This window comes from Myroides sp. C15-4 (assembly GCF_050522745.1).
Taxonomy (GTDB): domain Bacteria; phylum Bacteroidota; class Bacteroidia; order Flavobacteriales; family Flavobacteriaceae; genus Flavobacterium.
The window spans coordinates 100,925-123,562 of the sequence record NZ_JBMVQX010000007.1; the positions used below are offsets into that span (position 1 = coordinate 100,925).

General features: G+C 36.8%; 22 protein-coding genes. 8 read left to right on the plus strand and 14 right to left on the minus strand.

Annotated elements, in window-relative coordinates; genetic code table 11:
• Positions 1 to 3: 3 nt before the first annotated feature.
• The 4 genes from ACPDHL_RS05350 to ACPDHL_RS05365 all read right to left on the minus strand — a co-directional run bounded on the left by ACPDHL_RS05350 (position 4) and on the right by ACPDHL_RS05365 (position 4,591).
• The gene (locus tag ACPDHL_RS05350; protein ID WP_430531762.1) at positions 4 to 1,005 is read right to left on the minus strand and encodes a vWA domain-containing protein; all 1,002 of its coding nucleotides are present in this window, start codon (positions 1,003 to 1,005) and stop codon (positions 4 to 6) included.
• Positions 1,006 to 1,007: 2 nt separating this feature from the next.
• Entirely contained in the window at positions 1,008 to 2,639 is a 1,632-nt protein-coding gene (locus ACPDHL_RS05355; RefSeq protein ID WP_430531763.1) for a BatD family protein, read from the minus strand.
• Between the two features lies 1 nt (position 2,640).
• Positions 2,641 to 3,504, minus strand: a complete 864-nt coding sequence (locus tag ACPDHL_RS05360; protein WP_430531764.1) for a DUF58 domain-containing protein — start codon at positions 3,502 to 3,504, stop codon at positions 2,641 to 2,643.
• An 82-nt stretch (positions 3,505 to 3,586) separates the two neighbouring features.
• Positions 3,587 to 4,591, minus strand: a complete 1,005-nt coding sequence (locus ACPDHL_RS05365; RefSeq protein WP_430531765.1) for an AAA family ATPase — start codon at positions 4,589 to 4,591, stop codon at positions 3,587 to 3,589.
• Between the two features lie 167 nt (positions 4,592 to 4,758).
• Here ACPDHL_RS05365 and ACPDHL_RS05370 point away from each other — a divergent pair, with 167 nt between their 5' ends.
• The 3 genes from ACPDHL_RS05370 to ACPDHL_RS05380 are packed head-to-tail and all read left to right on the plus strand — an operon-like array spanning position 4,759 to position 7,232.
• Entirely contained in the window at positions 4,759 to 5,907 is a 1,149-nt protein-coding gene (locus ACPDHL_RS05370; protein ID WP_430531766.1) for a DUF5929 domain-containing protein, read from the plus strand.
• Positions 5,900 to 6,634, plus strand: a complete 735-nt coding sequence (locus tag ACPDHL_RS05375) for a metallophosphoesterase family protein (RefSeq protein ID WP_430531767.1) — start codon at positions 5,900 to 5,902, stop codon at positions 6,632 to 6,634. The genes ACPDHL_RS05370 and ACPDHL_RS05375 overlap by 8 nt, the downstream gene beginning before the upstream one ends.
• 40 nt (positions 6,635 to 6,674) lie before the next feature.
• Entirely contained in the window at positions 6,675 to 7,232 is a 558-nt protein-coding gene (locus ACPDHL_RS05380; protein WP_430531768.1) for an autotransporter domain-containing protein, read from the plus strand.
• Between the two features lie 65 nt (positions 7,233 to 7,297).
• On the opposite strand, the gene amaB is transcribed toward ACPDHL_RS05380, so the two are convergent.
• From amaB to dut, 6 genes are all read right to left on the minus strand, one after another.
• The gene (amaB, locus tag ACPDHL_RS05385; RefSeq protein ID WP_430531769.1) at positions 7,298 to 8,845 is read right to left on the minus strand and encodes an L-piperidine-6-carboxylate dehydrogenase; all 1,548 of its coding nucleotides are present in this window, start codon (positions 8,843 to 8,845) and stop codon (positions 7,298 to 7,300) included.
• A 238-nt stretch (positions 8,846 to 9,083) separates the two neighbouring features.
• Complete coding sequence (locus ACPDHL_RS05390; RefSeq protein WP_430531770.1) at positions 9,084 to 9,605, minus strand: 3-hydroxyanthranilate 3,4-dioxygenase; 522 nt, start codon at positions 9,603 to 9,605, stop codon at positions 9,084 to 9,086.
• A gap of 15 nt (positions 9,606 to 9,620) precedes the next feature.
• Positions 9,621 to 10,880 (minus strand): murein hydrolase activator EnvC family protein, encoded by a 1,260-nt coding sequence (locus tag ACPDHL_RS05395; RefSeq protein ID WP_430531771.1) that lies wholly within the window; start codon positions 10,878 to 10,880, stop codon positions 9,621 to 9,623.
• A gap of 40 nt (positions 10,881 to 10,920) precedes the next feature.
• Positions 10,921 to 11,697, minus strand: coding sequence for a DUF4292 domain-containing protein (locus ACPDHL_RS05400; RefSeq protein ID WP_430531772.1), 777 nt, complete (start codon positions 11,695 to 11,697; stop codon positions 10,921 to 10,923).
• An 86-nt stretch (positions 11,698 to 11,783) separates the two neighbouring features.
• Positions 11,784 to 12,794, minus strand: coding sequence for a sugar phosphate nucleotidyltransferase (locus tag ACPDHL_RS05405; protein WP_430531773.1), 1,011 nt, complete (start codon positions 12,792 to 12,794; stop codon positions 11,784 to 11,786).
• A gap of 27 nt (positions 12,795 to 12,821) precedes the next feature.
• Positions 12,822 to 13,259, minus strand: a complete 438-nt coding sequence (gene dut / locus ACPDHL_RS05410) for a dUTP diphosphatase (protein ID WP_430531774.1) — start codon at positions 13,257 to 13,259, stop codon at positions 12,822 to 12,824.
• A 177-nt stretch (positions 13,260 to 13,436) separates the two neighbouring features.
• On the opposite strand from dut, the gene xseA reads away from it, so the two are divergent.
• Entirely contained in the window at positions 13,437 to 14,924 is a 1,488-nt protein-coding gene (gene xseA, locus ACPDHL_RS05415; RefSeq protein WP_430531775.1) for an exodeoxyribonuclease VII large subunit, read from the plus strand.
• Entirely contained in the window at positions 14,885 to 15,079 is a 195-nt protein-coding gene (xseB, locus tag ACPDHL_RS05420; protein ID WP_430531776.1) for an exodeoxyribonuclease VII small subunit, read from the plus strand. Before xseA ends, xseB begins: the two co-directional genes overlap by 40 nt.
• 45 nt (positions 15,080 to 15,124) lie before the next feature.
• Here xseB and ACPDHL_RS05425 read toward each other — a convergent pair whose 3' ends face one another.
• The 3 genes from ACPDHL_RS05425 to ACPDHL_RS05435 form a co-directional block, all read right to left on the minus strand.
• Positions 15,125 to 16,465: a mechanosensitive ion channel family protein gene (locus tag ACPDHL_RS05425; protein WP_430531777.1), complete on the minus strand. Its 1,341-nt coding sequence runs from the start codon at positions 16,463 to 16,465 to the stop codon at positions 15,125 to 15,127.
• A gap of 159 nt (positions 16,466 to 16,624) precedes the next feature.
• Positions 16,625 to 17,527: an OmpA family protein gene (locus ACPDHL_RS05430; protein ID WP_430531778.1), complete on the minus strand. Its 903-nt coding sequence runs from the start codon at positions 17,525 to 17,527 to the stop codon at positions 16,625 to 16,627.
• Positions 17,528 to 17,554: 27 nt separating this feature from the next.
• Positions 17,555 to 18,322 (minus strand): exodeoxyribonuclease III, encoded by a 768-nt coding sequence (locus tag ACPDHL_RS05435; RefSeq protein ID WP_430531779.1) that lies wholly within the window; start codon positions 18,320 to 18,322, stop codon positions 17,555 to 17,557.
• A gap of 368 nt (positions 18,323 to 18,690) precedes the next feature.
• On the opposite strand from ACPDHL_RS05435, the gene ACPDHL_RS05440 reads away from it, so the two are divergent.
• The 3 genes from ACPDHL_RS05440 to ACPDHL_RS05450 all read left to right on the plus strand — a co-directional run bounded on the left by ACPDHL_RS05440 (position 18,691) and on the right by ACPDHL_RS05450 (position 21,652).
• A complete protein-coding gene (locus tag ACPDHL_RS05440) occupies positions 18,691 to 20,514 on the plus strand; it encodes a GNAT family N-acyltransferase (protein ID WP_430531780.1) in 1,824 nt (607 codons plus the stop codon).
• Between the two features lie 183 nt (positions 20,515 to 20,697).
• Positions 20,698 to 21,135: a hypothetical protein gene (locus ACPDHL_RS05445; protein ID WP_430531781.1), complete on the plus strand. Its 438-nt coding sequence runs from the start codon at positions 20,698 to 20,700 to the stop codon at positions 21,133 to 21,135.
• A gap of 130 nt (positions 21,136 to 21,265) precedes the next feature.
• Complete coding sequence (locus ACPDHL_RS05450) at positions 21,266 to 21,652, plus strand: hypothetical protein (RefSeq protein ID WP_430531782.1); 387 nt, start codon at positions 21,266 to 21,268, stop codon at positions 21,650 to 21,652.
• Between the two features lie 33 nt (positions 21,653 to 21,685).
• Here the strand turns inward: ACPDHL_RS05450 and ACPDHL_RS05455 are convergent, their stop codons facing one another.
• Positions 21,686 to 22,633, minus strand: coding sequence for a 2-hydroxyacid dehydrogenase (locus ACPDHL_RS05455; RefSeq protein WP_430531783.1), 948 nt, complete (start codon positions 22,631 to 22,633; stop codon positions 21,686 to 21,688).
• Positions 22,634 to 22,638 lie beyond the last annotated feature (5 nt).

The window sequence follows — 22,638 nt, forward strand, 5'->3', positions numbered from 1 at the left end:
CTGTTAAATAAATCCTCTAAAAAGTGTTTTACCTAGAATAAAATCGAATGCTAATAAAATAAAAGCAAGCAGCGCGAATAATCGGAATTTTTCTTCTGTGTTGACATACTTCTGCTCGTCAATTTTGGTCTTTTCTAGTTGATTGATTTCTTCGTATATTTTTTTAAGACTTTCTGTATTAGTTGCTCTAAAGTATTGACCTCCTGTTTCTTTTGCGATCTTCTTCATTAAGGCTTCATCAAGTTCTACCGGAATTTTATCGTAGATGATCTCGCCATTTGGTCGAATGCCTACAGGCGATTCCGCCAGTCCATTGGTTCCTATACCTATGGTGTAAATTTTGATCTTAAATTCTTTCGCAATTTGCGTAGCCATTAAAGGATCAACAGTTCCTGTATTATTGACACCATCGGTTAGGAGAATAATAACTTTGCTTTTTGCAGGGCTGGTTTTGATGCGGTTAATCGCAGTAGTTAACCCCACTCCAATAGCCGTTCCATCTCGTAAGTCATCCGAGTATTTAATGTCACGTAGTGAATTTAACAACAGGGTTTTATCACTGGTCACTGGTGTTTTGGTGTATGCTTCGGCGGCATAGATTACAATTCCTATGCGGTCTGCTACGCGTTGTCCAACGAAGTCTCCTGCTACGGTTTTTAAGGCCTCTAAGCGGTTGGGTTTTAAATCTCGCGCTAACATACTTCCTGAAATATCCATCGCCATAACAATGTCTATCCCATGTGTTGCATGTATTTGATGGTCCACACTAATCACTTGTGGTCGTGCTAAAGCAACAATTAATGCACTTAATGCCAATACTCTCAATACAATGGATAAAGGCAATAAACGAACTAATAAAGTCGAATGCCCCATAAAGGGAGCCGTTGAACTTAATTTTAGTGTTGGCTTTTGTTTCTTTCTATTTCTGTACCAAATGAAGATAACAAGAGGTAATAGCAGAAACAACCAGAAGAATTCAGGATTTAAAAAGGTTGCGTTTCTCATAGTTACTTGTCTTGTTTGTATTGCATCGAATCATAAACACGCTCGGTAATTTCATCGGCATATTGATCCTTTGCTTTGTGGAAAATCCACATTTGATTTAAAATGGTTTTACTTTCATGTGTCAATACACATTCAAAAGCAATTTTTTGCTCTTTTCCTTTCTCTGATTGGAGTAAGAAGGTCCCTTTTGCTTTCAATCCAGTTAATCCCGACGCATTTTCGAATTTGTCATGTGTAATTTCAATGCCATCAACCGTGTGGTTTTTGATGATTAACTTGAGCGAATGATCGATGATTTCTTCTTCTGTATACTTGAAATCTTTTCCTGTTGCAATGGTACTTAACGCGATAAAAATAGGATCATCAAGCTCTCCTGCTTTGAATTGTTGAATGTTTTCAATCCCATCAATTCCACTATTATCTACCGTTGGATCGTTTTTTCGAATCAATACTTCAGGTGTACTTACGGTTAAGCCTAGGCCACTTCCATACGTACTGGTAATCCACTCTTGGTTTAACAGACGTTTGGTTGAATTGAAGGTAAAAATATTGAGGTTTCGCTCAGCTGTACTATTGACTACGTAAATAATACCAATCAGCAGTATAAGTGCTCCTGAAAGCATCAGCGGAATACCCAAACGCAATCTTTTTCTCTTTCTTTTTCGCTCTTCTCTTAATCGAATGCGCTCCGTTTGCGTGGCAGCAGAAATCGGATAGGCAGCATTGATCTCATTGATGATTTTTTGCGTATTTGAAGTATCTGCTGTGATTTCATTATCAGCAGGTTGCGATTTGGCAAATTTGACTAAATCAGCTGTATCCAATACGCGTTTAAATTCTTTAATTATTTTAGGATCAATTTTAATATCCTTATCGCGTAAGGTATTTTTTAAAATTGAAATTGTTTCAAATGTTGTTAACTCACGAGCAGAGATACCAAAAGTATCTTCAATAAAGGCGCGTGCGATATCGGTCATTTCAGAGTAGTATGGCTTCGCATCGCCGCGCGTCCAATGCTGTTTATCTTCTAACTCTTTTAATTTTGTAACGGCTTTCTCAAAAGGAGTACTGTATTTATCGTCTTCGGTTAAGTTTTTATCTTGTCGTCTTTTGATAAAGATATAGGCCACAACTCCAAGGAGAATAGATACAATAAGGAACGCTAAGTAATACCAACTTGTAGAAGGGGCAGCGCCTGTTTTTGAAATCGCTTTGATGTCATATAGCGGTGTTTTTAAAGTGTCAACCACTACATTTTGTACTTGAATGCGGATAGAATCCGTTTGGAATAACTTTGCATCAATAATAACAGGTAGTTGCGGAATCGTAAAACTACCTTCATCGAACTGGGTGAGTTCGTATTTTTTTGTAAGTTCAAAGAAATCTTCTTTGGTAACCGTATCAACGGGGTAAGAGTCTAGGATCTCTAAAGGACCTAGCGTTTTTGTTTCGGGAAACAACACCTTGCTATTCTTTGGTGCTATAGCTCGAATGGTATATTGAATAGGCTCTCCAATCTTGATACTAGTCGTGTCTACTTTTGTTTCAAGTGGCAACTGAGCGAACATCAACGGCGTGGATAACAAAAGAATAAGTACGCTTAAAAGATTGTATTTTGTTTTATTCAGTGTCATTTTATCTAGCTTTGAAATACCCTAATAATTTTTTTACATAACTCTCATCTACACGCATATTGATCACACCAGCTCCACATTTTAGGAAGGTTTTCTTGAATTGATCCTCCTGTTTGAGGAAATGAGCTGTGTATTGCTGTCTCACTTCTTTACGTCCAGTATTAATCATTTGCTCCTGTTTGCTTTCTGCATCATATACATTGATCAATCCAACATTAGGAAGTTCTTTTTCGCGTTCATCATATAAGCGAATACCCGTGATGTCGTGTTTCTTAGCTGAGATTTTCAAGGTGCTCTCATAAGGAGGCGTGATAAAATCAGACAAGATAAATACGATCGCTTTTTTCTTGATTACTTTTGACAAATACGACAAGGCTAAGGCCAAATCGGTTTGTTGACTTTTCGGTTTGAAATCAATGAGTTCTCTAATGATTCGCAGTACGTGTGTTTTTCCTTTTTTAGGAGGAACGAATAGTTCAATCTGATCTGAAAATAAAATAAGACCAATTTTATCGTTATTTTGGGTTGCAGAAAAAGCCAATGTAGCAGCTATTTCTGTGATTATTTCTTGTTTGAAAGCATCTGTTGAACCAAAGTTTCCCGATCCACTGATATCCACTAAAAGCATAAGTGTAAGTTCTCTCTCTTCTTCAAATACTTTGATATAGGGCTCATTATAGCGCGCAGTAACATTCCAATCAATGGCGCGTACATCGTCGCCAAATTGATACTGTCGCACCTCAGAAAAAGTCATACCACGTCCCTTAAAGGAAGTGTGGTACTCCCCAGAAAAAATATGATCACTTAAACGCTTGGTTTTGATCTCAATCTTTTTGACCTTTTTTAAAATCTCTTTGGTTTCCATTGTAAAAGAATTTTTCAACATCACGATTACCCAGCAGGGGATAATCGTCTCATTATATAGTAAGAACCGCTCGTAAAAACGACTATGGCACTTCTATTTCGTTTACAATTTGATTGATAATATCAACAGAGGTAATACTTTCTGCTTCTGCTTCATACGTAACCCCAATACGGTGGCGCAATACGTCAATAACGACAGCGCGAACATCTTCAGGAATCACATAGCCTCTGCGTTTGATAAAAGCATAGCACTTCGCTGCTGTAGCTAAGTTGATACTACCACGTGGAGAAGCGCCAAAGCTAATCATCGGTTTTAATTTTTCCAGTTTGAATTGCTCTGGGTAACGTGTAGCGAAAATAATATCGAGTATATACTTTTCGATTTTCTCGTCCATATACACTTTTTTCACTGCATCTTGTGCGCGTTTGATTTGATCTAAGGTAACTACAGGATTAATCGTTTGTTTTTCCCCTGCTAAATTTTGGCGAATAACGAGGCGTTCTTCTTCCAATTTAGGGTAATCGATCACTGTTTTTAACATGAAACGGTCCATTTGAGCCTCCGGTAATGGGTAAGTTCCCTCTTGTTCTACGGGGTTTTGCGTAGCCATAACCAAGAACGGTTTATCCAACGGATAGGTTGTATCGCTAATGGTTACTTGTTTTTCTTGCATCGCTTCTAAAAGCGCAGATTGTACTTTTGCTGGAGCACGGTTGATCTCATCCGCTAAGATAAAGTTCGCAAAAATAGGCCCTTTTCGAATAGAGAAGTCATTTTCTTTTACGTTGTAAATCATCGTACCAATCACATCGGCAGGGAGTAAATCTGGCGTAAACTGAATTCGATTAAACGATCCGTGTACGGCTTTAGATAAGGTGTTAATCGCGAGTGTTTTAGCTAAACCTGGTACACCTTCAAGTAAAATGTGCCCTTGTCCTAGTAATCCAATTAATAATCGATCAATCATGTGCTTTTGACCTACAATCGCCTTGTTCATTTCCATGGTCAAGATGTCAATAAAAGCACTTTCTCTTTCTATTAGTTCATTTAATTCTCGAATATCGTAATTTGATCCGGGTGTTTCCATAATAAAAGTTTTGTCTGAAAATATCGCTCATTTAATTATTCATGCAAATTCAAAAAATATTCGCTACAAAGTTGTTAATAGATGGTTAAATCTAAAGTTACTGTTCCACATTTGGGCATGATTTATGGGTTTCTTTTTATAATTTTAAGAACAAAAAATAATTTGCTATGATTAATAAGCGATTACTTATTAAAAATCTATTGGCCCAATATGATGAGAATAGTTTCTATGATAAGAAACGGCAGCTAAATTTACATACCAAATCGGGGAAAGCAAAATTTTTAAAGCATATTTGTGCTTTATCGAATTCAAATCCCGAAAATAATTCTTTTATTATTGTTGGTGTTGAAGACAATGGCAATGAATTGGTCGGTGTTGATTTTTACGATGATAGCAAAATTCAAAACTTAGTCAATGCCTATTTTGCCAATCCTCCAAGTATTACATATGATAATGTAACTTTTACCGACTTGGCTGAGGATAAGGTGATTGGCTTGGTTACGATTGCGCCTAACCCTGCATTAACAACCTTCAACCGAACCATAGGAGAGATTGTAGAAGGAACTTATTTTTCTCGGGTTGGCAGTACTTCTGTACCCAATGGTCCCCTTATTTATAACGGCAATAAAGGCGATGTAGAAAGCGTTGAAAAAAGTTCGCAAAATAATTTAAAGGACGTACTTGATAGTGTCGTGCGCTATATGGTACAATCCTCTAAAGAGATGCATGCCAATTACAAAGTGTTTAAAGAGCAATTCGTGATTTGTTGGGTGGGTAAAAAGAAGAATATTCGCGGTATTCCCTTTTATTCGCGTATGGATATTGAATTTGTCAATGAGCAAATCAAATTGTTTTACTCCTCTTTGGATGTAGTTACGCTATTTTATGACACCGAATCATTTGTCTTAACGGAATACCTCAATTTGGGGTTAAATGACGGAACAAGTTACTATCCCTTTGAAGAAGTGCGTTTGGTTTTTTACGACAACGGCAGCTATGCGATGGAGAGTAAAATGCTTTTTGAACCACCAAAGTACAATGAAAATATTCTAGGTCATATTTACCGAAATAGTGTCAAAGTCATGCACAAGTTAAAGGAAGGCGAGCGTTTGACCAATAAGGAAGAACGCGTTTTAAATAAATTGAGTTACAATATGATGCTTTGTTATTTGAACGGTTTCGAACAGGCAAAAGATCAGCTTATTGAGGTTAAAGATTATCTAAAGTTTGCGAATGACCCTGAGTTGTTTATAGCCTTTAAGCAAGTTATGCGTATCTTGCGCAAGCTTAAATACGAAACAGAATCTTATGAGTAGAACATTGGTTGTTGGAGATATACACGGAGGTTATAAAGGATTAGTACAGCTTTTTGAACGAGCAAAAGTAACAACAGCAGACCGGTTAATTTTTTTAGGCGATTATGTAGATGGATGGAGTGAGTCGGATAAAGTAGTTGATTTTTTATTGGAATTAGAACAGACCCATTCTTGTCTTTTTTTAAGGGGAAATCACGAAAGTTTGCTCACCCAATGGATCTTGACAAGAGAGGAAAAACCGCAGTGGTTTAAAAATGGAGGAGATGCATCAGTAGCTGCATATAAGAATTTGTCAGAAGAGGAAATTGCAAGGCATTTGGATTTTTTTCAACGCTTGAAGAACTACTATATTGATGCTGAAAATCGCTTATTTGTGCATGCGGGATTTACGAATCCACGTGGCATAGAAGCAGAGTTTTTTGAAGAATATTTGTATTGGGACCGCACGTTGTGGGAAATGGTTATGGCCATGGATCCCACGTTGAAACAAAGCGATCCGCTTTATCCGAAACGATTAAAATTTCACAACGAAATCTATATTGGCCATACACCTGTTACACATTTTGGCTTTGATACACCTGTCAATTTCGCTAATGTGTGGAATATTGATACAGGAGCTGCATTCTTTGGAAAAATTACCCTCATGGATATTGATACAAAAGAATATTGGCAAAGTGATACAATAGCAGATTTATATCCAACAGAAGAGGGGAGAAATCACAAATAGGGTAAAAAATTATATATTTGTAAGCAAAAGTTTAGAACAAATGAAAAAAATAATCGCAATTGCCTTTTTCATCGGTGGAATACTCGGTGTAAAGGCGCAGGCTGTGAATGAAGTGAAGATCAATATCCTCAATACGATTGTTGTACCTTCTGTTGAAGTGGGCTATGAGCATTTTATTGATCTGAATCAATCCATTGGTGTGGATGTACACTTTATGGATCGCTTTTCATACTATCATGAAAGCAAAGCTAAGGATCAAAAATTCAACACGACTAGTGTCGCTTTGAACTATAAATACTACTTCGGTGGTAGCAACGGAGCAAATGGAAGTGGTTATTCGGTTTCTCCTTTTGTCAAGTATCGCTTTGGTAACTTTAAAGAAGATGTTTATAACTCAGAAATACAAGGGGTAGAACGTGCAAAAACGGATATGAACAGCTTTATTGTGGGAATTGGAGTGGGATACAAATGGACGATGGGTGATTCCTTTGCTATTGAGCCTTTTGCTAATGTCGCTCGAAACTTTAGTAGTGAGGTAAATGATCGTTTTTCTGCTATTGAGTTCAATGCAGGGGTGATGATTGGGTATCGTTTCTAAATCTACAAGAAATATATATAAAAAAAAGACGTCAATTAGACGTCTTTTTTTATGTATTTAAAGGATTAAAAATCAAATTTAATACCTTGAGCTAATGGAAGCTGACTTCCGTAGTTAATGGTATTGGTTTGTCTTCTCATGTAAGCTTTCCAAGCATCAGATCCAGACTCACGTCCTCCACCTGTTTCTTTTTCACCGCCAAATGCTCCACCAATTTCAGCACCTGAAGTACCGATATTAACGTTAGCAATTCCACAATCAGAACCGGCATGAGAAAGGAATAATTCCATTTCGCGCATACTGTTGGTAAAGATTGAAGAAGATAGTCCTTGAGGCACACCATTTTGCATGTCAATTGCTTCTTCGATTGTGCTGTATTTCATTACGTATAAAATAGGAGCGAATGTTTCTGCTTGAACGATTTCAAACTCATTTTTCGCTTCAATAATACACGGTTTTACATAACAACCACTCTCGTATCCAGCGCCTTCAACTACACCACCTTCAACGATGATTTTTCCACCTTCTTTTTTCGCTTTTTCAATTGCGTTTAAGTAATCTTGAACTGCTCCTTTATCGATAAGTGGACCTACGTGATTAGCAGCGTCTAAAGGATTTCCTATTTTCAATTGTGCATAAGCACTTTGTAATACTTGGATTGTTTTATCATATACACTTTCGTGGATAATTAAACGACGTGTAGAAGTACAACGTTGTCCTGCAGTACCAACTGCTCCGAATACAGCTCCTACTAATACCATGTTGATATCTGCGTGTTCTGAAACGATGATTGCATTGTTTCCTCCTAATTCTAAGATTGTGTTTCCAAAACGCTCAGCCACTGTTTTAGATACGTGACGTCCGATACGTGTTGATCCTGTAAAAGATACTAATGGAATTCTGTGGTCATTGTTCATTAAATCTCCGCATTCATTTCCAACTACTAAGTTACAAACTCCTTCTTGGATGTCGTTTGCTTTGAAAACTTTAGCAATAATGTTTTGACAAGCTACTGCACATAAAGGTGTTTTTGAACTTGGTTTCCATACACATACGTCACCACAAACCCATGCAATCATAGTATTCCAGCTCCATACAGCCACAGGGAAGTTGAAAGCTGAAATAATACCTACAATTCCAATTGGGTGCCATTGCTCATACATTCTGTGCATTGGTCTTTCAGAGTGCATTGTTAAACCGTATAATTGGCGAGATAATCCCACTGCGAAATCACAGATGTCAATCATTTCTTGAACCTCACCTAAACCTTCTTGTAAACTTTTACCCATTTCATAAGAAACAAGTTTTCCAAGGTGTTCTTTATTGTTGCGTAATTCTTCTCCGATTTGACGAACAATATCTCCTCTTTTTGGTGCAGGAACTAATTTCCAAGATTTGTAAGCTTCTTGTGCCGTTTGCATTACTTTTTCGTAATCTTCAGCCGTTGTTGCTTTTACTTTTCCTATTAATTCACCCGTTGCAGGTGAGTATGATTCGATAATTCTTCCGTTAGAAAATGAGTTTAAACCTGTTGAAGTTCCGTTGTTTACCTCTGCAAGTCCTAAATGCTTCATCGCATCCAAAATTCCAAATTGGTCATTTGTTGTTGCCATTATTCTTCTTTTATAGTTTATAAGATAGTTCTTGTGCTAAGATATAAAAATAATTTTAGCTAAGAGGTGTTAATAAAAACACTTCATTCTGCTATATTATTAAGTTGTTGACAAGTATTTGAAATAAATGTCACTTTTATTTTGTACTAAATGTGAAATTGTGATTAGGTTGTTAGTTCGGATCAGCAGATCCCTGTAAACAAAAAAATTAACCGTTTTTTACAAGGTAAAATAGCGATTAGGAAACTGGGTCCATCACACAGTTACAATGCGAGCAAGTACGCAGTTCTTCTGAACCATAAAACGCTTTAAAATGCGGTAAAAAATCTTTTTCGATATCTGTTAGCTCAAAATATACTTCATACAATTTCTCATTGCAGTTATCACAATACCAAATTAATCCATCCTTTGCATGGGGGTCTTTTCGTTTGGTTTCTACTACTAGGCCTACTGAATTGGCGGTTCGAACTGGTGAATGAGGCATTTTAGCAGGCAGTAGAAAAATGTCTCCTGGGTTTAGTGTAATGCGTTTTCGCTCACCCTCTTCTTGAATGTCTATGTAAATTGTTCCTTCTAATTGAAAGAAAAATTCCTCATGTTCATTGTAGTGGAAGTCTTTTCGGTTGTTGGGACCGCCTACAACCATGATGATATAATCTTTGGCATCAACAAAGAGACTCTTATTGGATACAGGTGGTTTCAGTAGGTCTTTATTTTCATTGACCCACTGTAAAAGATTAAAGGCTACGGCATTACTCATAGGATAAAAATGCGTTTAGTTACTTCTGCTTAACCAATTTTGAGGGTTGTCAATATTGGAGTTGTGCGAAAGTAAGAATTTTAGCACAGTTTTTCCAGTGCTATTGGTGTTAATTGTTCCAATCGTTTGTTTGAGACTTACTTTGTCTCCTTTTTGAACTGTTACATCACGCAAATTTTGGTATACGGTTATATAATCTCCGTGTTGAATTAAGACGGCTTTATTTCCACCAGATAATACCTGAACTTGTAGTACTTCTCCTTCGAAAATAGCGCGTGCTTTTGCGTTGGATTCTGTGGTAATTTCCACGCCACTATTGTGAATCGTCAAATGGGTTTGCACAGGGTGTGGTTGATCTCCATAACCTAAAGAAACATATCCCTTCTCTACAGGCCAAGGGAGTTTACCGCGATTGGCTTTGAAGTTATCAGCCACTAGTTTACCTTCTGGGGTAAGTTCAAATGTAGCGGCCGCAGCTGTAGTTGCTGTGGATTTAGTTGTTGATTTACCTGCTTTAGCAGCAGCTTCTCTCGCTTTGCGGTTGGCCTCTTCAATTGCTTCGCGAATCAACTTTTGTATTTTGCGATCAATCGCCTTAGTTTCGTCCTGTTTTTTCTTGATCTGTTCGTTGAATTTCTTCTGATCTTTTTTAACTAGAGATACCAAGTCTTGTTGCTCGGTTAAATCTTGTTGAAGGACTTTCTCATTGGCCTGTTGTTCAGCTAACAGCTTACGCTGTTTTTCTTTTTCAACTTCCAATTTTGCTAGGGCTTCATTTAATAGCACCGTTTTTTCTTTGAGCTCTTCTCCTTGTTCCTTTCTAAAATCAGCATATTGCTTTAAGTATTGCACGCGTTTATACGCCTGAAAGAAATTTTCAGACGATAAGATAAACATCATTTTACTTTGATTCGAGCGACTTTTATACGCTTTTACAATGGTTTGTGCATAATCCTTTTTCAGTTGCTCTAGCTCTTTCGCCAAGGCATTCGCTTCTTTTTGATTGGTTGCAATGGTGTTGTTAGTGATATTAATCTGCTTGCGCACATTGTTAATCAATTGCTTGTTTAGGGTAACTTTGCGATTGATCTCTTCAATCTCAGCCAATATATTGCGCTCTTTGGTTTGTTCTCTATGAAGGAGTTGTTGTACAGATTTAATCTCAATGATGATCTGTTGTTTTCTGCGCTCCAATTGTTCTTGTGTCTCTTTTTGTTGAGCACACAAAGGCAATGCCATTAAAATGAACAATATAGAGCAGTAGGTTTTCTTCATAGCGGTGTACTTCTTAAGCCATACAATATTACGGATTTTTTTACAAATTAATCATTTTGTACCCCTTTGGGACACTATAATTTAGATGTAAATCTTCGTTAAAAGAAACTTTTCTGTAACGAATATCCAAATTTATGGTTTTTTCTTCTTCTTCAGCTAGAATATTTACTTCGGTAGGAACAATAAAATGCTTAATTTTTTGGTAGCTAGGATAAGATATGGTTACTTTTCGATTGGAATCGCGTTCTTCAATCGCTTCTTTTTTTAATAAACTATTTTCATCTTCAAAAAAATAGGTCGATTGTAGTTCTTCTTGTTCAACTGTACTTAGTTTGTGTAGCCCCTCTTCAATCGTCGCTGTGAATGCTTTGTTTTCTTGGCTGTCTAGTACCTGTCCGAGTAGTAAATTCTGAAGGCGATTGAAATTGATATCTGTCCCTACAAATCGAGTTAAGACATCAAACCCTCCTATAAAGGCAGTTTCATCTAGTTTATTGTAATACTGAAGATTTTCAGGTGTAATGAGCGATTTGAAGATCAGAATATCCGCATAGCGAATATTGATTTGGATCTGTTTGTCCTTTTCGATTAAAATTTCAATGCCTACTTTTCGATTCTCGTATCGATCTTTATATTGCGCGGTTCCTTGTAGAAAGGCAGTTTCAAATTGTTGTGCATTTTTTGCGTGATCATTTAAAACCACCAAGGCCGTTTTTTCTTTTTTTGCATTTGCTTCGCGCAAGAGAAATCCTTCACCTCCTTTTTTACAACCAATAAACAGTATACTCGTTAGGACTATCAACGCAATTTTTCTCATAATTTCTTCAGGTCATGTAATTTGTTAGTCGAATATAACTAAAAAAAAATCCGTTTTAAAGCATTTTAAAACGGATTTAATATTTTTTAGTCTAAAACAGAGTAATCTCCAATACTTATATTCGTATGGTTTCCGTTGTATTTAGCGTGATTTCCAATCATGGCATTGTCTAAGTTTGCGTGTGCAACATAGGCATTGGTTTGGATTAAGCTGTTTTTTATTGTTGCATTTTCAACTACAGAGTGGTCGCCTAAAGAAACGTTAGGACCAATTGTTGCATTTCTCAATACAACGTGATCGCCAATGTAGCAGGGTGGAATAATCGTGCTGTTTTCCAATTGAACCGATGCAGATACGTAGTTGCTGTTTTCTGCTTCTAAGAAGTTCAACATTCTGTTATTGGTGTCAACTGTTACGTCTTTGTTTCCACAATCCATCCATTCTGCTACAGTACCTGGTACAAAACGCATGCCTTTCTGTTTCATGTTTTCCAAGGCATCTGTCAATTGATATTCTCCGCCCTTGATGATGTTATTCTCCAACAAGTATTCTAATTCTTTGCGCAAGGTTTCACCACTTTTGAAGTAATAAATACCGATAATGGCTAGATCCGAAACAAACGTAGCTGGTTTTTCAACAAAATCGACGATTTCGTTTTTTTCGTTTAGTTGTACAACACCGAAAGCACTTGGATCTTCCACTTGTTTTACCCAAATAACGCTATCGGCAGTTTTGTCTAAATTAAAATCAGCGCGGAATAAAGTATCTGCATAAGCTACAACGATAGGTCCTGTCATACTTTTCTTCGCACATAAAATAGCGTGAGCTGTTCCCAAGGCCTCATTTTGATAGTAGATGGTACCTTTAGCTCCTAAATTTTCAGCAATGGCAATCAGGTCCTTTTCGGTTTGTTTACCAAAGCTTTCGTGAATAATAAAGGCAATTTCTTCAATTTTATCCTGTAGTACTTTGGCAATATCTTCCACCAAACGGTGTACGATGGGTTTACCTGCAATTGGGATTAATGGTTTGGGTGTTGTAAGGGTATGTGGGCGTAAACGTGATCCACGTCCAGCCATGGGTACAATGATTCTCATTTTGTTTTATATAGCTTAATTTTACTTTTACTTTGTTCCAGTACTGCCAAATCCACCAGCACCGCGTTCTGTCTCTGAAAGAACTGCCGCACTTTCCCACTGGATCTGCTCGTATTTGGCTATGACCATTTGCGCAATGCGCTCTCCATTTTCAATAACAAAAGGCTCATGTGATAAATTTACAAGAATAATACCAATTTCACCTCGGTAATCTGCATCAATTGTTCCAGGTGAATTTAATAAGGTGATTCCCTTCTTCGCTGCTAAACCACTTCGCGGTCTAATTTGTGCTTCGTATCCATCAGGCAACTCAATAAATAGCCCAGTAGGAACAATGGCTCTTTCTAAACTATTCAAGGTAATGGGTTCTGACAAATTAGCTCTTAGATCCATACCAGCTGATTGTGAAGTTTCATAATGGGGCAAAGCATGGGCTGATTTATTTATAATTTTTACTGATATCATAACGAATACTATTAAAATATGGCAACAAATATAAAGGTTTGTTCTGACAATTAGCTCGAAGTAAATTAGTTTTCCACCCTAGATTTTTGGACTAATAGCCTCGCGCTATAGTCGAATGAAATAGTCAAAAAGAAGTATAGTCCTGTAAAATTTTGTACTTTCGTTTTTATTTTCCTTATGCAAGACAATCGAAAAATATTTTCCTTACATGCGATTTTAAATCGAGTGCAGCAAGTTTTTGATGAACTAATGCTGGGGAAATATTTTTGGGTAAAGGTTGAAGTACTCAAAGTAAATAAGGATCGAAGAGGGCATTATTACTTAGAACTAGTTGAGCAAGTAGAAGATCAGGTCATGGCAAAATGCCGCGCAACTATATGGAGTCGGAATGTTGAGCGTTGTGCTATTGATGGGGGAGAAGATTTAGAAAAAGTAGTCAAAGAAGGCGCGGAAATACTGTGCTATGGCGAAGCGATTTTTCATCCTGTTTACGGATTTTCTCTTCATGTGATCCACGTGGATTATGCCTTTAGTTTAGGTGAAATTGAACGAAAAAAGCAACAAACCTTACTGCAACTAGAACAACGTGGCTTACTGGATCTTAATAAGCGTCAATCCCATCCGCTAGTGATCCAAAAAATCGCCGTCGTTGCTTCTGTGGGTACTTCGGGGTACGAAGATTTTGTACGGCATTTGGAACAAAACACACATCATTTTTCATTTGCGTTGACGTGTTATGACACTCAAGTACAAGGGGAAGGAGCTGTGAGGAGTGTAGTCCGCCAGTTAGAGGCTATTTCCAATGCCGATTTTGATGCTGTCGTCATCATCCGTGGGGGAGGATCTAAATTTGATTTGGACATTTTCAACGCCATTCAGGTAGCAGAGAAGATAGCGCAAATGCCCTTGGCTGTTTTTACGGGAATTGGACATGAAACTGATCGTACCGTCGCCGATTATGTTGCACATACTTATTTTAAGACACCAAGCGCAGTGGCCTCTTTTATTTTGGCTTTGGCTGTTGCATTTGATACGCGAATTACTCAAGGAGCAGAAGCATTGAGGGAGAATACAGCACGCATCGTGGAGCAACATAAAACTAAATTAGCCGAAGTCGAAGAAAACGTAGGTCGTATCAGCAAATTTAGAATTGCTGGAGGTCAATCTTATCTTGAAGCACAATCAACCGAATTGGCTTATGTGATTAAACAGCGCATTCAACGTGCTACTAGCGAGTTGCGCTTTGTTGAATTAGCATTAGAAACCGAAGTGAATACACAGCTGAAGAAGTGTAAAAATGAACTCAAGGATCGCTCTACGCGCTTAACGCTTTGGGCGAAACAAGGCTTAGGGTTGGAACAACATAAAATAGCCAGTATTCAAGAGATGATTATCGCTCGTTTGCGGTATAAACTAACCCAATCAAAAGTAACGCTGGTGCAAACCGAAGAAATTTTAGCCCTTTACAATCTGGAACACCTTTTGAAAAAAGGATTTGCCGTAGTTCGCCATCAAGGAAAAGTATTGCGTGCAACTACTCGCCTAATAAAAGGGGATACATTAGAAGTGATCTTGTACAAAAAGACCTATAGCATAACAATAGACCATATTGAAGAAATAGAACAATGGAAAAACTTACTTATGAACGAGCAGCAGATGAATTAGATCAAATTCTCACTGCTTTAAAAAACGACGAAGTTACTGTAGATGAATTAGCGGAAAAAGTAGAACGCGCTTCTCAGTTGATTGTTTTTTGCAAGAAAAAATTGACGGCAACAGAAGAAAAAATAGAGAAGATTATACACAAACTAGAGCAATAAAAAAGGTTCGGAATACTTCCGAACCTTTTTTGTTTTGATGTATAGTTAATTTGAATGTTTAATTGGATCTTGACTATTGGCAATGAACTGTCTTACATCATCAGAAGAGGGAAGTTCAAACACTTCCAAATGGAAGTAGTCGATAGCGGCCAAGACGTGATCAAATATATCCGCCATAACGGTTTCGTAAAAAGCCCAAACAGTACTATTGGTAAACATATACAGTTCTATGGGTAAACCGTGTTCTGTGGGTTGCAAATGACGGACCATTAAGTGGTATTCCTTGTGTATGTTAGGATTTTGTTGTGTATAACGTAATACATAGGCGCGAAATAAACCAATGTTGGTCATTCGACGTCCGTTGATTGGCATGGATTGATCGGCATTGGTATTGAGGTTGTATTCGTCAATTTCTTTTTGTCGCTCTTCGATATACGGCTTTAAAAGCTGAATTTTCTTTAACTCATTAATTTCTGCTGGTTCTAAAAAGCGAATAGAGGACATTTTAATGTTGATGCTTCGTTTAATTCTTCGTCCACCAGAAACTTGCATGCCCCGGTAGTTCTTAAAGGAATCACTGATGAGTAAATAGGTGGGAATCGTAGTGATGGTTTTGTCAAAGTTCTGCACCTTAACGGTGCTTAAGTTAATTTCTAATACCGTTCCATCTGCGCCAAATTTGGTCATTTCAATCCAATCTCCTACGCGAACCATGTCGTTGGTTGATACTTGTATACTAGCGACAAATCCCATAATAGTGTCTTTGAAAACAAGCATCAAGATCGCAGAGGCAGCTCCTAAGGATACAAGAAATTTGACGGGGTCTTGGCCTGTAATCGTCGAAAAGATAATTACACCTGCAAAGAAGTAGAGAAAGATACTCGCTACTTGGCTATAGCTGTCAATGGGTTTATCAGCTAAACGAGGTTTGGTTTTGGCATAATCTCTAATGGTGCGAATAATCGAACGACAGAGTAACGTAATAACAATAACAAATAAGAGATTTGTAATGGTTAATACCGCTTTAATCACTCCAGGGAAACCCATAAAAAAGATGGGAAATAAAATACGGGCTAAGGCAACGGGAATAAAGTGTGTAATGTTGTGCAACACCTTATTGTTAATGATCAGGTCATCGAGTTTGGTTTTACTCAAACTGGCATATTTTCGAGCGATGACAATAAATATGTTTTTTAAAAGATAATCCAACGTAAACATAACGAGTGAAAACGCAAGTAATAAAGCGATGGTCGTTACAATGTGAGTTTCGTGTGTATTCAAATGTAAAAAACGAAGGTAATCAAAGAACCATTTGTAGATGACGTTTAGTTCACTAAAGTCCATAATTGTTTGGATGTTCTGTTGATTAAGGGTTGAAAGAAACATTGTGTTTTGTTTTTTAGTTTTTGAAAATGCAAGATAAGCAATAAAAATCGGTTTTTGTGTTAATGTGCTGAGAAAACAGTTGTGAAAATAGAGTTATATATAAAAAAAGTGCTATAATTACTAGATTATAGCACTTTTTTTATATGAATAATATAATTTCTATAATTGATTTAGCATTTCATTGATCTTATCTAGGTTCGGAGTAAGAATGACCTCAATACGTCTGTTTTTGGCTTTTCCTTCGGTGGAGGTATTGCTCATTAAAGGCGCGTATTCACTTCGCCCAGCAGCAGTGAGGTTCTTTTTGTCAATAGCCGTGTTTTCAGACAAGATAGAAACAATCGCCAAGGCGCGTTTGGTAGATAAATCCCAATTGTTTTGAACGCCATCGCCTAAATTACCCAATACCTTATCATTGTCCGTGTGTCCTTCAATGAGTACAGAGATGTCTGGATTAATTGCGAGTACTTTGGCCAATTCGACTACTGCTTCACGTCCTTCATCATTGACGGCCCAACTACCGGATTTGAACAACAATTTATTTTCCATAGAAACATATACTTTTCCATTTTTTTGCTCAATGGTTAATCCTCTACCTTCAAAAGCGTTTAAGGCTTGAGACAGATTGTCTCTCAGGGCTTTCATCTGTTTGTCATTCGCTGCTAAAATTCCTTCTAATTCTTGAACACGCTGAGATTTTAGATCTAGTTCTGCTTGAGATTGGGCCAATCGAGCGGCTTCCGCTTGGAGGGATTCTTCGCTGTGTTTTTCAAGATTCGTATAGGAGTTTTGTAGCTCTTTGAGTCGTTGTTGTGCAGTTGCAATTTCAGCATTTAGGTTTTGTCTTTCTTGTTGCAAGTCTTTCAACTGTTGAGCCAATTGCTTTTTAGCAAGTTCTAAATCACTCATCGAACTATTTAAAGTCGCTAAATCATTCGCCAATTGTTCATTTTCATCAAGAATACTTTGAAAATTAGCATCCAACTCATTGTATAATCTTCTTGTTACACAAGAGGAGAGGAGTGTCAATGCAAGTAAGCCAATAGCGCATTTTTTTATCATGTAATATCGTGTGTTTTTGGTTTGGGTTTAGGCTTTAATTTCAACGACAACTGGACAGTGATCGGAATGTTTTACTTCTTGTAAAATAGAGGCATTTAAAATACGATCTTGCATCGGTTCTGCCACCATATGATAATCGATTCTCCAGCCTTTGTTGTTGTTTCTTGCGTTGGCGCGATAGGTCCACCAACTATACTGATGTGGTTCTGTATGGAATAAACGGAAGCTATCGATAAAGCCATGGGCTACAAATTTGTCCACCCAAGCTCTTTCTTCGGGTAAAAATCCAGATACTTTAGCGTTGCGTACAGGATCGTGAATGTCAATCGCTTTGTGACAGATGTTGTAGTCTCCGCAGATAATTAAATTGGGAATCTCTTGTTTCAACGCTTGGATATAGTTGAAAAAGTCATCCATATATTGGTACTTAAAATCCAATCGGTCAATGTTCGAAGCTGAAGGAAGATATAAAGACATAACTGAAAAAGTATCAAAGTCAACACGTAGATTTCTACCTTCAAAATCCATATAATCAATACCTGTTCCATAAGTAATATGGTTGGGTTTTTCCTTACAAAAAATAGCTACTCCACTATATCCTGCTTTTTCTGCTGAAAAATAGTACTGGTAAGGATATCCCGCTAACGTAATTTCATCTGTAGGAATTTGATTCTCTTTTGCTTTTGTTTCTTGTATGCAAATGATATCTGCATTTTCTTCTTGCATCCAATCGAGTAGTCCTTTTTTTATCGCTGCGCGAATTCCATTCACATTATAGGATATGATTTTTTTCATTAGGCTTGTTTTTTGTATGAAGACCAAAAATAGAAAAAATAAGTATTACTCATGTGCAAAAGGGCGGTATTGATGCGTTTTTTAATCTTTAATTAGCATTCTGATGTACAGGAAATAAAGCGATAGTAAGTAGCTGTCTCGCTTGGCGTATAAGTTAGACAATAAACGGTAAAATTGGCATATTATCGAGGAGAAGTGTTCTTTTTTTATCCGAGGCGAAAAGAAAATTCAAATGAGGTATCTTTTTTTTAATCAGTTATTTAGATTTTTATCCACAATAAGGCTAGTGATATCGATGTAAGGTTGATAAAATAAAATAGAATACCTAAAGATTTTAGTATATTTGTCTTACTTAAATTTTGAAATTGATGGGGTTAGTAACAGCTAAGGAAGTAGCGAAAGCGATTAACGTTGACAAGTATGGTATCTTTGGTACTTTTACGGGGTGGTTGCTGATGAAGACGCTTAAGGTTACTACCTTGAATAAGATTTACGATAGAAATAAACATCTAGAAGATTTAGAATTTTTAAATTCAATTTTAGAGGAGTTTCAAATTGAATTCCAAATTGATCCAGAAGAACTAAAACGCCTACCTAAAAAAGGACCTTATATTACGATATCTAACCATCCATTAGGAGGAATAGATGGTATTTTATTGTTGAAATTGATGTTGGAGCATGATCCTAATTTTAAGATCATTGCTAATTTTATATTGCACCGAATAGAGCCTTTAAAGCCCTATATTATGCCTGTAAATCCATTTGAAAACAACAAGGATGTTAAATCAAGTGTATTGGGGTTGAAAGAAACGCTGAGGCATTTAAGTGATGGTAAACCCTTGGGGATATTCCCTGCCGGTGAAGTCTCTACTTATAAAGATGATCGATTAGTGGTGGATAAACCTTGGGAAGAAGGAGCCATTAAATTGATCAAAAAGGCCAATGTACCAGTTGTACCTATTTATTTTCATGCGAAAAATAGTAAGTTATTTTACTTTTTATCCCAGATAAATCCAACTTTGCGTACAGCAAAATTACCTTCAGAATTGTTGACACAAAAAGATCGTGTAATAAAAATACGAATCGGACGTCCAATATCTGTTGAAGAGCAAAATGAACATTATGATTTAAGCGATTACGGAAACTTTTTGCGTTTTAAAACGTATTTGTTGTCGAATGCTTATAAAGATGAGGACTCCCGTAAATGGATAAAAGTCCCGTCTTTTAATTTTAAATTTCCAAAGATGGTAAAGGACATTGTCCCTCCACAACCCCTTGATCGAATTAAACAGGAAATAGAGGTTTTACGCGAAAAAGACTTTCGATTACTTCAAAGTAAGAATTATGAAGTTTTCTTGTGTAAAGCAGACTTGATCCCGACAATATTATTGGAACTTGGCCGACTAAGAGAGGTTACTTTTAGAGAAGTCGGTGAGGGAACGAATAACGAATTGGATCTTGACCAGTACGATAAATACTACCACCATATGTTTTTATGGGATAGCGAGGCAGAACAAATCTGTGGCGCTTATCGCATGGGATTAGGGTCGGAGATTTACAAAAAATACGGTATCAACGGTTTTTACCTTAATGAACTATTTCGATTTGAATCAGAATTGTATCCCATGATGGCACAATCGATTGAAATGGGACGTGCTTTTATTGTTAAAGATTACCAGCAAAAGCCTATGCCTTTGTTCCTATTGTGGAAAGGTATTGTTCATACGACGTTGCGTTTCCCTGAACATCAATACCTAATAGGAGGGGTGAGTATTAGTAATCAGTTTTCGGATTTTTCAAAATCACTGATGATTGAATTTATGCGCTCTCATTATTTCGATCCTTTTATTGCACAATATGTTACGCCAAAAATGGAATATAAGGTCAATTTGAAGGATGCAGATAAAGATTTGATCTTTAATGAAACCGAATCTGATTTAAATAAGTTTGATAAGATTATTGAAGATGTGGAACCGGCAAAATTGAGAGTACCTGTGTTGATCAAGAAGTACATCAAACAAAATGCAAAAGTAATTGCGTTTAATGTGGATCCTCTTTTTAATAATGCTATTGATGGCTTGATGTATATTAAAATTGCAGATTTACCAGAAAGCACAGTTAAACCAGTCATGGAAGAGTTCGAAGCTGAACTTGAACGAAAAATACAAGAAGAAGCGAATAAATATAATTAAAGTATAAAAAACACCTAGTAAAAGGTGTTTTTTTTATGTTTTTTACGAGGATGAGAAGATGGTTTGTTTTTGATTTCTTTGTTTTTTAGAGTAGATTGTATTTTATTTAATATTTTTTAAGCAATATGTTGTGTGTTTTGAAAAAAATGCTATTTTTGAGTTGTTAAATAAAAGTGAAAAACAATGTTCAAGAAAGTTAAATTTTTTTTAGTTTGTGCAGGTATTGCACTAGGAGTTGCAGGTTGTAGCAGTGATGATGGAAGTGATCCTAAACCTGTATTGAAGAGCGAAGTTTACGATATTACAGTAGAAATTACTGATGAGGTAGGTCTTGATCACATTACAGTATATAAATCAAGCAGTACAAAAGTTACAACGGATGTAATGTTTAAAGATGATGGTATTCCAGTAGCTGTAGATCCAAATGTCCCACTTCCTCCAAAGATATTGAAATGGGAGAAAAGTTATTCCAAAACAAGTGAAGAACTAATCAGTATTATTGTGGAGGGGGAAGGAGCTTCTACCTTAGATGAGGTGAATGTTACAGTGAAGAAAGACGAGGAAATTGTGGTTCACAAAAGAGCAAGTGGTAAAACGCTTTTATTGGAATTTGGTTTCTAATACATATAATATTAATAAAAAAAACAGCCTATTAGGCTGTTTTTTTATTAATATTAACTATTTTTTTATCATTGCTTGTTTGTTAAATTAAATTATATATTTTTGTTATCATAATTTAATATAATTAACCATGCTTAAAAGATTAAAATTTATTTTAGTATGTGCTATTGTTGCAGCGTCAACTACAGCATGTAGTTCAGATGATAGCTCTAGTTCAGGTTCATCTAGTGGAGAGTATACTGTATCAGTGACGGTAACTCAGGGAGCTACGATCGAACAAGTAATGGCTGTTATTTCTGAGGGAACAGACATTGATACAGACGTACAAACTGGTTTAGAAACAACTAAATGGTCTAAAGTCTATAAGAAAACAAGTAAACAACGCATCGATTTTACAGCCCAAGGCTTTGGTGTTGATGAAACTTCAAAGTTAAATGTTAAAGTAACGAAAGATAATAAAGTGGTAAAAGAAGGTTCTGGTAGTGGAACTTTATTGTCAGCAACTGTTACGTTTTAATACAAAAAAAGGAGATCCAGCGGATCTCCTTTTTTAATGAAACTGTTGTCGTATTTTGTCGATAATCGTTTGCGCTAGTTTTTCTTTACTTTCTATGGTCCACCCAGCAATATGGGGAGATAGTAGAACTTGTTTACTTTGAATTAAGTACTGTAGAGGTTGAGGTAGATTCTCTTGGGCAAACATGTTTTCGAAAGAAGATTTTTCATATTCTAAAACATCTAGGGCTGCCCCTCGTACTTTTCCACTTTCTAAGGCATGAACCAAATCAGCGGTGTTCACTGCTTTGCCGCGAGCAGTATTGATTAACCAAAAGGGTTTTTCCATTTGTTGAATAAAAGCCTCATCAATTAAGTGAATCGTCTCTGGTGTTTGTGGCACATGCAAGCTTAGAATATCTGCTCGTTCTTGCAATGTCGCTAAAGACACTTGCTTGGCGTATTGGTTTTCCAAATGATCCTTGATATCATAAAAGATAACCTCGCAATCAAAGCCTTGTAGTCGTTTTGCGAAGGCATTTCCCATGTGACCATAGCCAATAATGCCCACCGTTTTACCTTCGATTTCAATGCCTCTATTTCCCTCTCGAATCCACACTCCTTGTCGAACTTCTTGATCGACTAGATTCAATTTGTTAAACAGCGTAAGTAACATCCCTAAAGCGTGTTCTCCCACTGCAGTTTGATTTCCCTCAGGGGCAGCAACAAGAACAATACCTTTTGTGGCAGCAAAGTCACAATCAATATTTTCTAATCCCGCTCCAACACGACCAATAAACTTTAATCGTGTTGCCTTTTCCAAGAAAGAAGCGTCAATTTTAAATCGACTACGCAGGATAATTCCCTCGTATTCATGTATGCTGTCTTCTATTGTTTCCTTGCAAGAAGTGTAATCCTCTACATTAGTATATCCCATTTCTGCTAATTGTTCAAGCATTAAAGGGTGATTGCTATCGAGATGTAATACTTTTTTTGTTGCCATAACCG

Bases quoted from the DNA above. Each gene is read 5' to 3' on its own strand.
- ACPDHL_RS05350 (WP_430531762.1), bottom strand. From the start codon at position 1,005: ATGAGAAACGCAACCTTTTTAAATCCTGAATTCTTCTGGTTGTTTCTG.
- ACPDHL_RS05355 (WP_430531763.1), bottom strand. From the start codon at position 2,639: ATGACACTGAATAAAACAAAATACAATCTTTTAAGCGTACTTATTCTT.
- ACPDHL_RS05360 (WP_430531764.1), bottom strand. From the start codon at position 3,504: ATGGAAACCAAAGAGATTTTAAAAAAGGTCAAAAAGATTGAGATCAAA.
- ACPDHL_RS05365 (WP_430531765.1), bottom strand. From the start codon at position 4,591: ATGGAAACACCCGGATCAAATTACGATATTCGAGAATTAAATGAACTA.
- ACPDHL_RS05370 (WP_430531766.1), top strand. From the start codon at position 4,759: ATGATTAATAAGCGATTACTTATTAAAAATCTATTGGCCCAATATGAT.
- ACPDHL_RS05375 (WP_430531767.1), top strand. From the start codon at position 5,900: ATGAGTAGAACATTGGTTGTTGGAGATATACACGGAGGTTATAAAGGA.
- ACPDHL_RS05380 (WP_430531768.1), top strand. From the start codon at position 6,675: ATGAAAAAAATAATCGCAATTGCCTTTTTCATCGGTGGAATACTCGGT.
- amaB (WP_430531769.1), bottom strand. From the start codon at position 8,845: ATGGCAACAACAAATGACCAATTTGGAATTTTGGATGCGATGAAGCAT.
- ACPDHL_RS05390 (WP_430531770.1), bottom strand. From the start codon at position 9,605: ATGAGTAATGCCGTAGCCTTTAATCTTTTACAGTGGGTCAATGAAAAT.
- ACPDHL_RS05395 (WP_430531771.1), bottom strand. From the start codon at position 10,880: ATGAAGAAAACCTACTGCTCTATATTGTTCATTTTAATGGCATTGCCT.
- ACPDHL_RS05400 (WP_430531772.1), bottom strand. From the start codon at position 11,697: ATGAGAAAAATTGCGTTGATAGTCCTAACGAGTATACTGTTTATTGGT.
- ACPDHL_RS05405 (WP_430531773.1), bottom strand. From the start codon at position 12,794: ATGAGAATCATTGTACCCATGGCTGGACGTGGATCACGTTTACGCCCA.
- dut (WP_430531774.1), bottom strand. From the start codon at position 13,259: ATGATATCAGTAAAAATTATAAATAAATCAGCCCATGCTTTGCCCCAT.
- xseA (WP_430531775.1), top strand. From the start codon at position 13,437: ATGCAAGACAATCGAAAAATATTTTCCTTACATGCGATTTTAAATCGA.
- xseB (WP_430531776.1), top strand. From the start codon at position 14,885: ATGGAAAAACTTACTTATGAACGAGCAGCAGATGAATTAGATCAAATT.
- ACPDHL_RS05425 (WP_430531777.1), bottom strand. From the start codon at position 16,465: ATGTTTCTTTCAACCCTTAATCAACAGAACATCCAAACAATTATGGAC.
- ACPDHL_RS05430 (WP_430531778.1), bottom strand. From the start codon at position 17,527: ATGATAAAAAAATGCGCTATTGGCTTACTTGCATTGACACTCCTCTCC.
- ACPDHL_RS05435 (WP_430531779.1), bottom strand. From the start codon at position 18,322: ATGAAAAAAATCATATCCTATAATGTGAATGGAATTCGCGCAGCGATA.
- ACPDHL_RS05440 (WP_430531780.1), top strand. From the start codon at position 18,691: ATGGGGTTAGTAACAGCTAAGGAAGTAGCGAAAGCGATTAACGTTGAC.
- ACPDHL_RS05445 (WP_430531781.1), top strand. From the start codon at position 20,698: ATGTTCAAGAAAGTTAAATTTTTTTTAGTTTGTGCAGGTATTGCACTA.
- ACPDHL_RS05450 (WP_430531782.1), top strand. From the start codon at position 21,266: ATGCTTAAAAGATTAAAATTTATTTTAGTATGTGCTATTGTTGCAGCG.
- ACPDHL_RS05455 (WP_430531783.1), bottom strand. From the start codon at position 22,633: ATGGCAACAAAAAAAGTATTACATCTCGATAGCAATCACCCTTTAATG.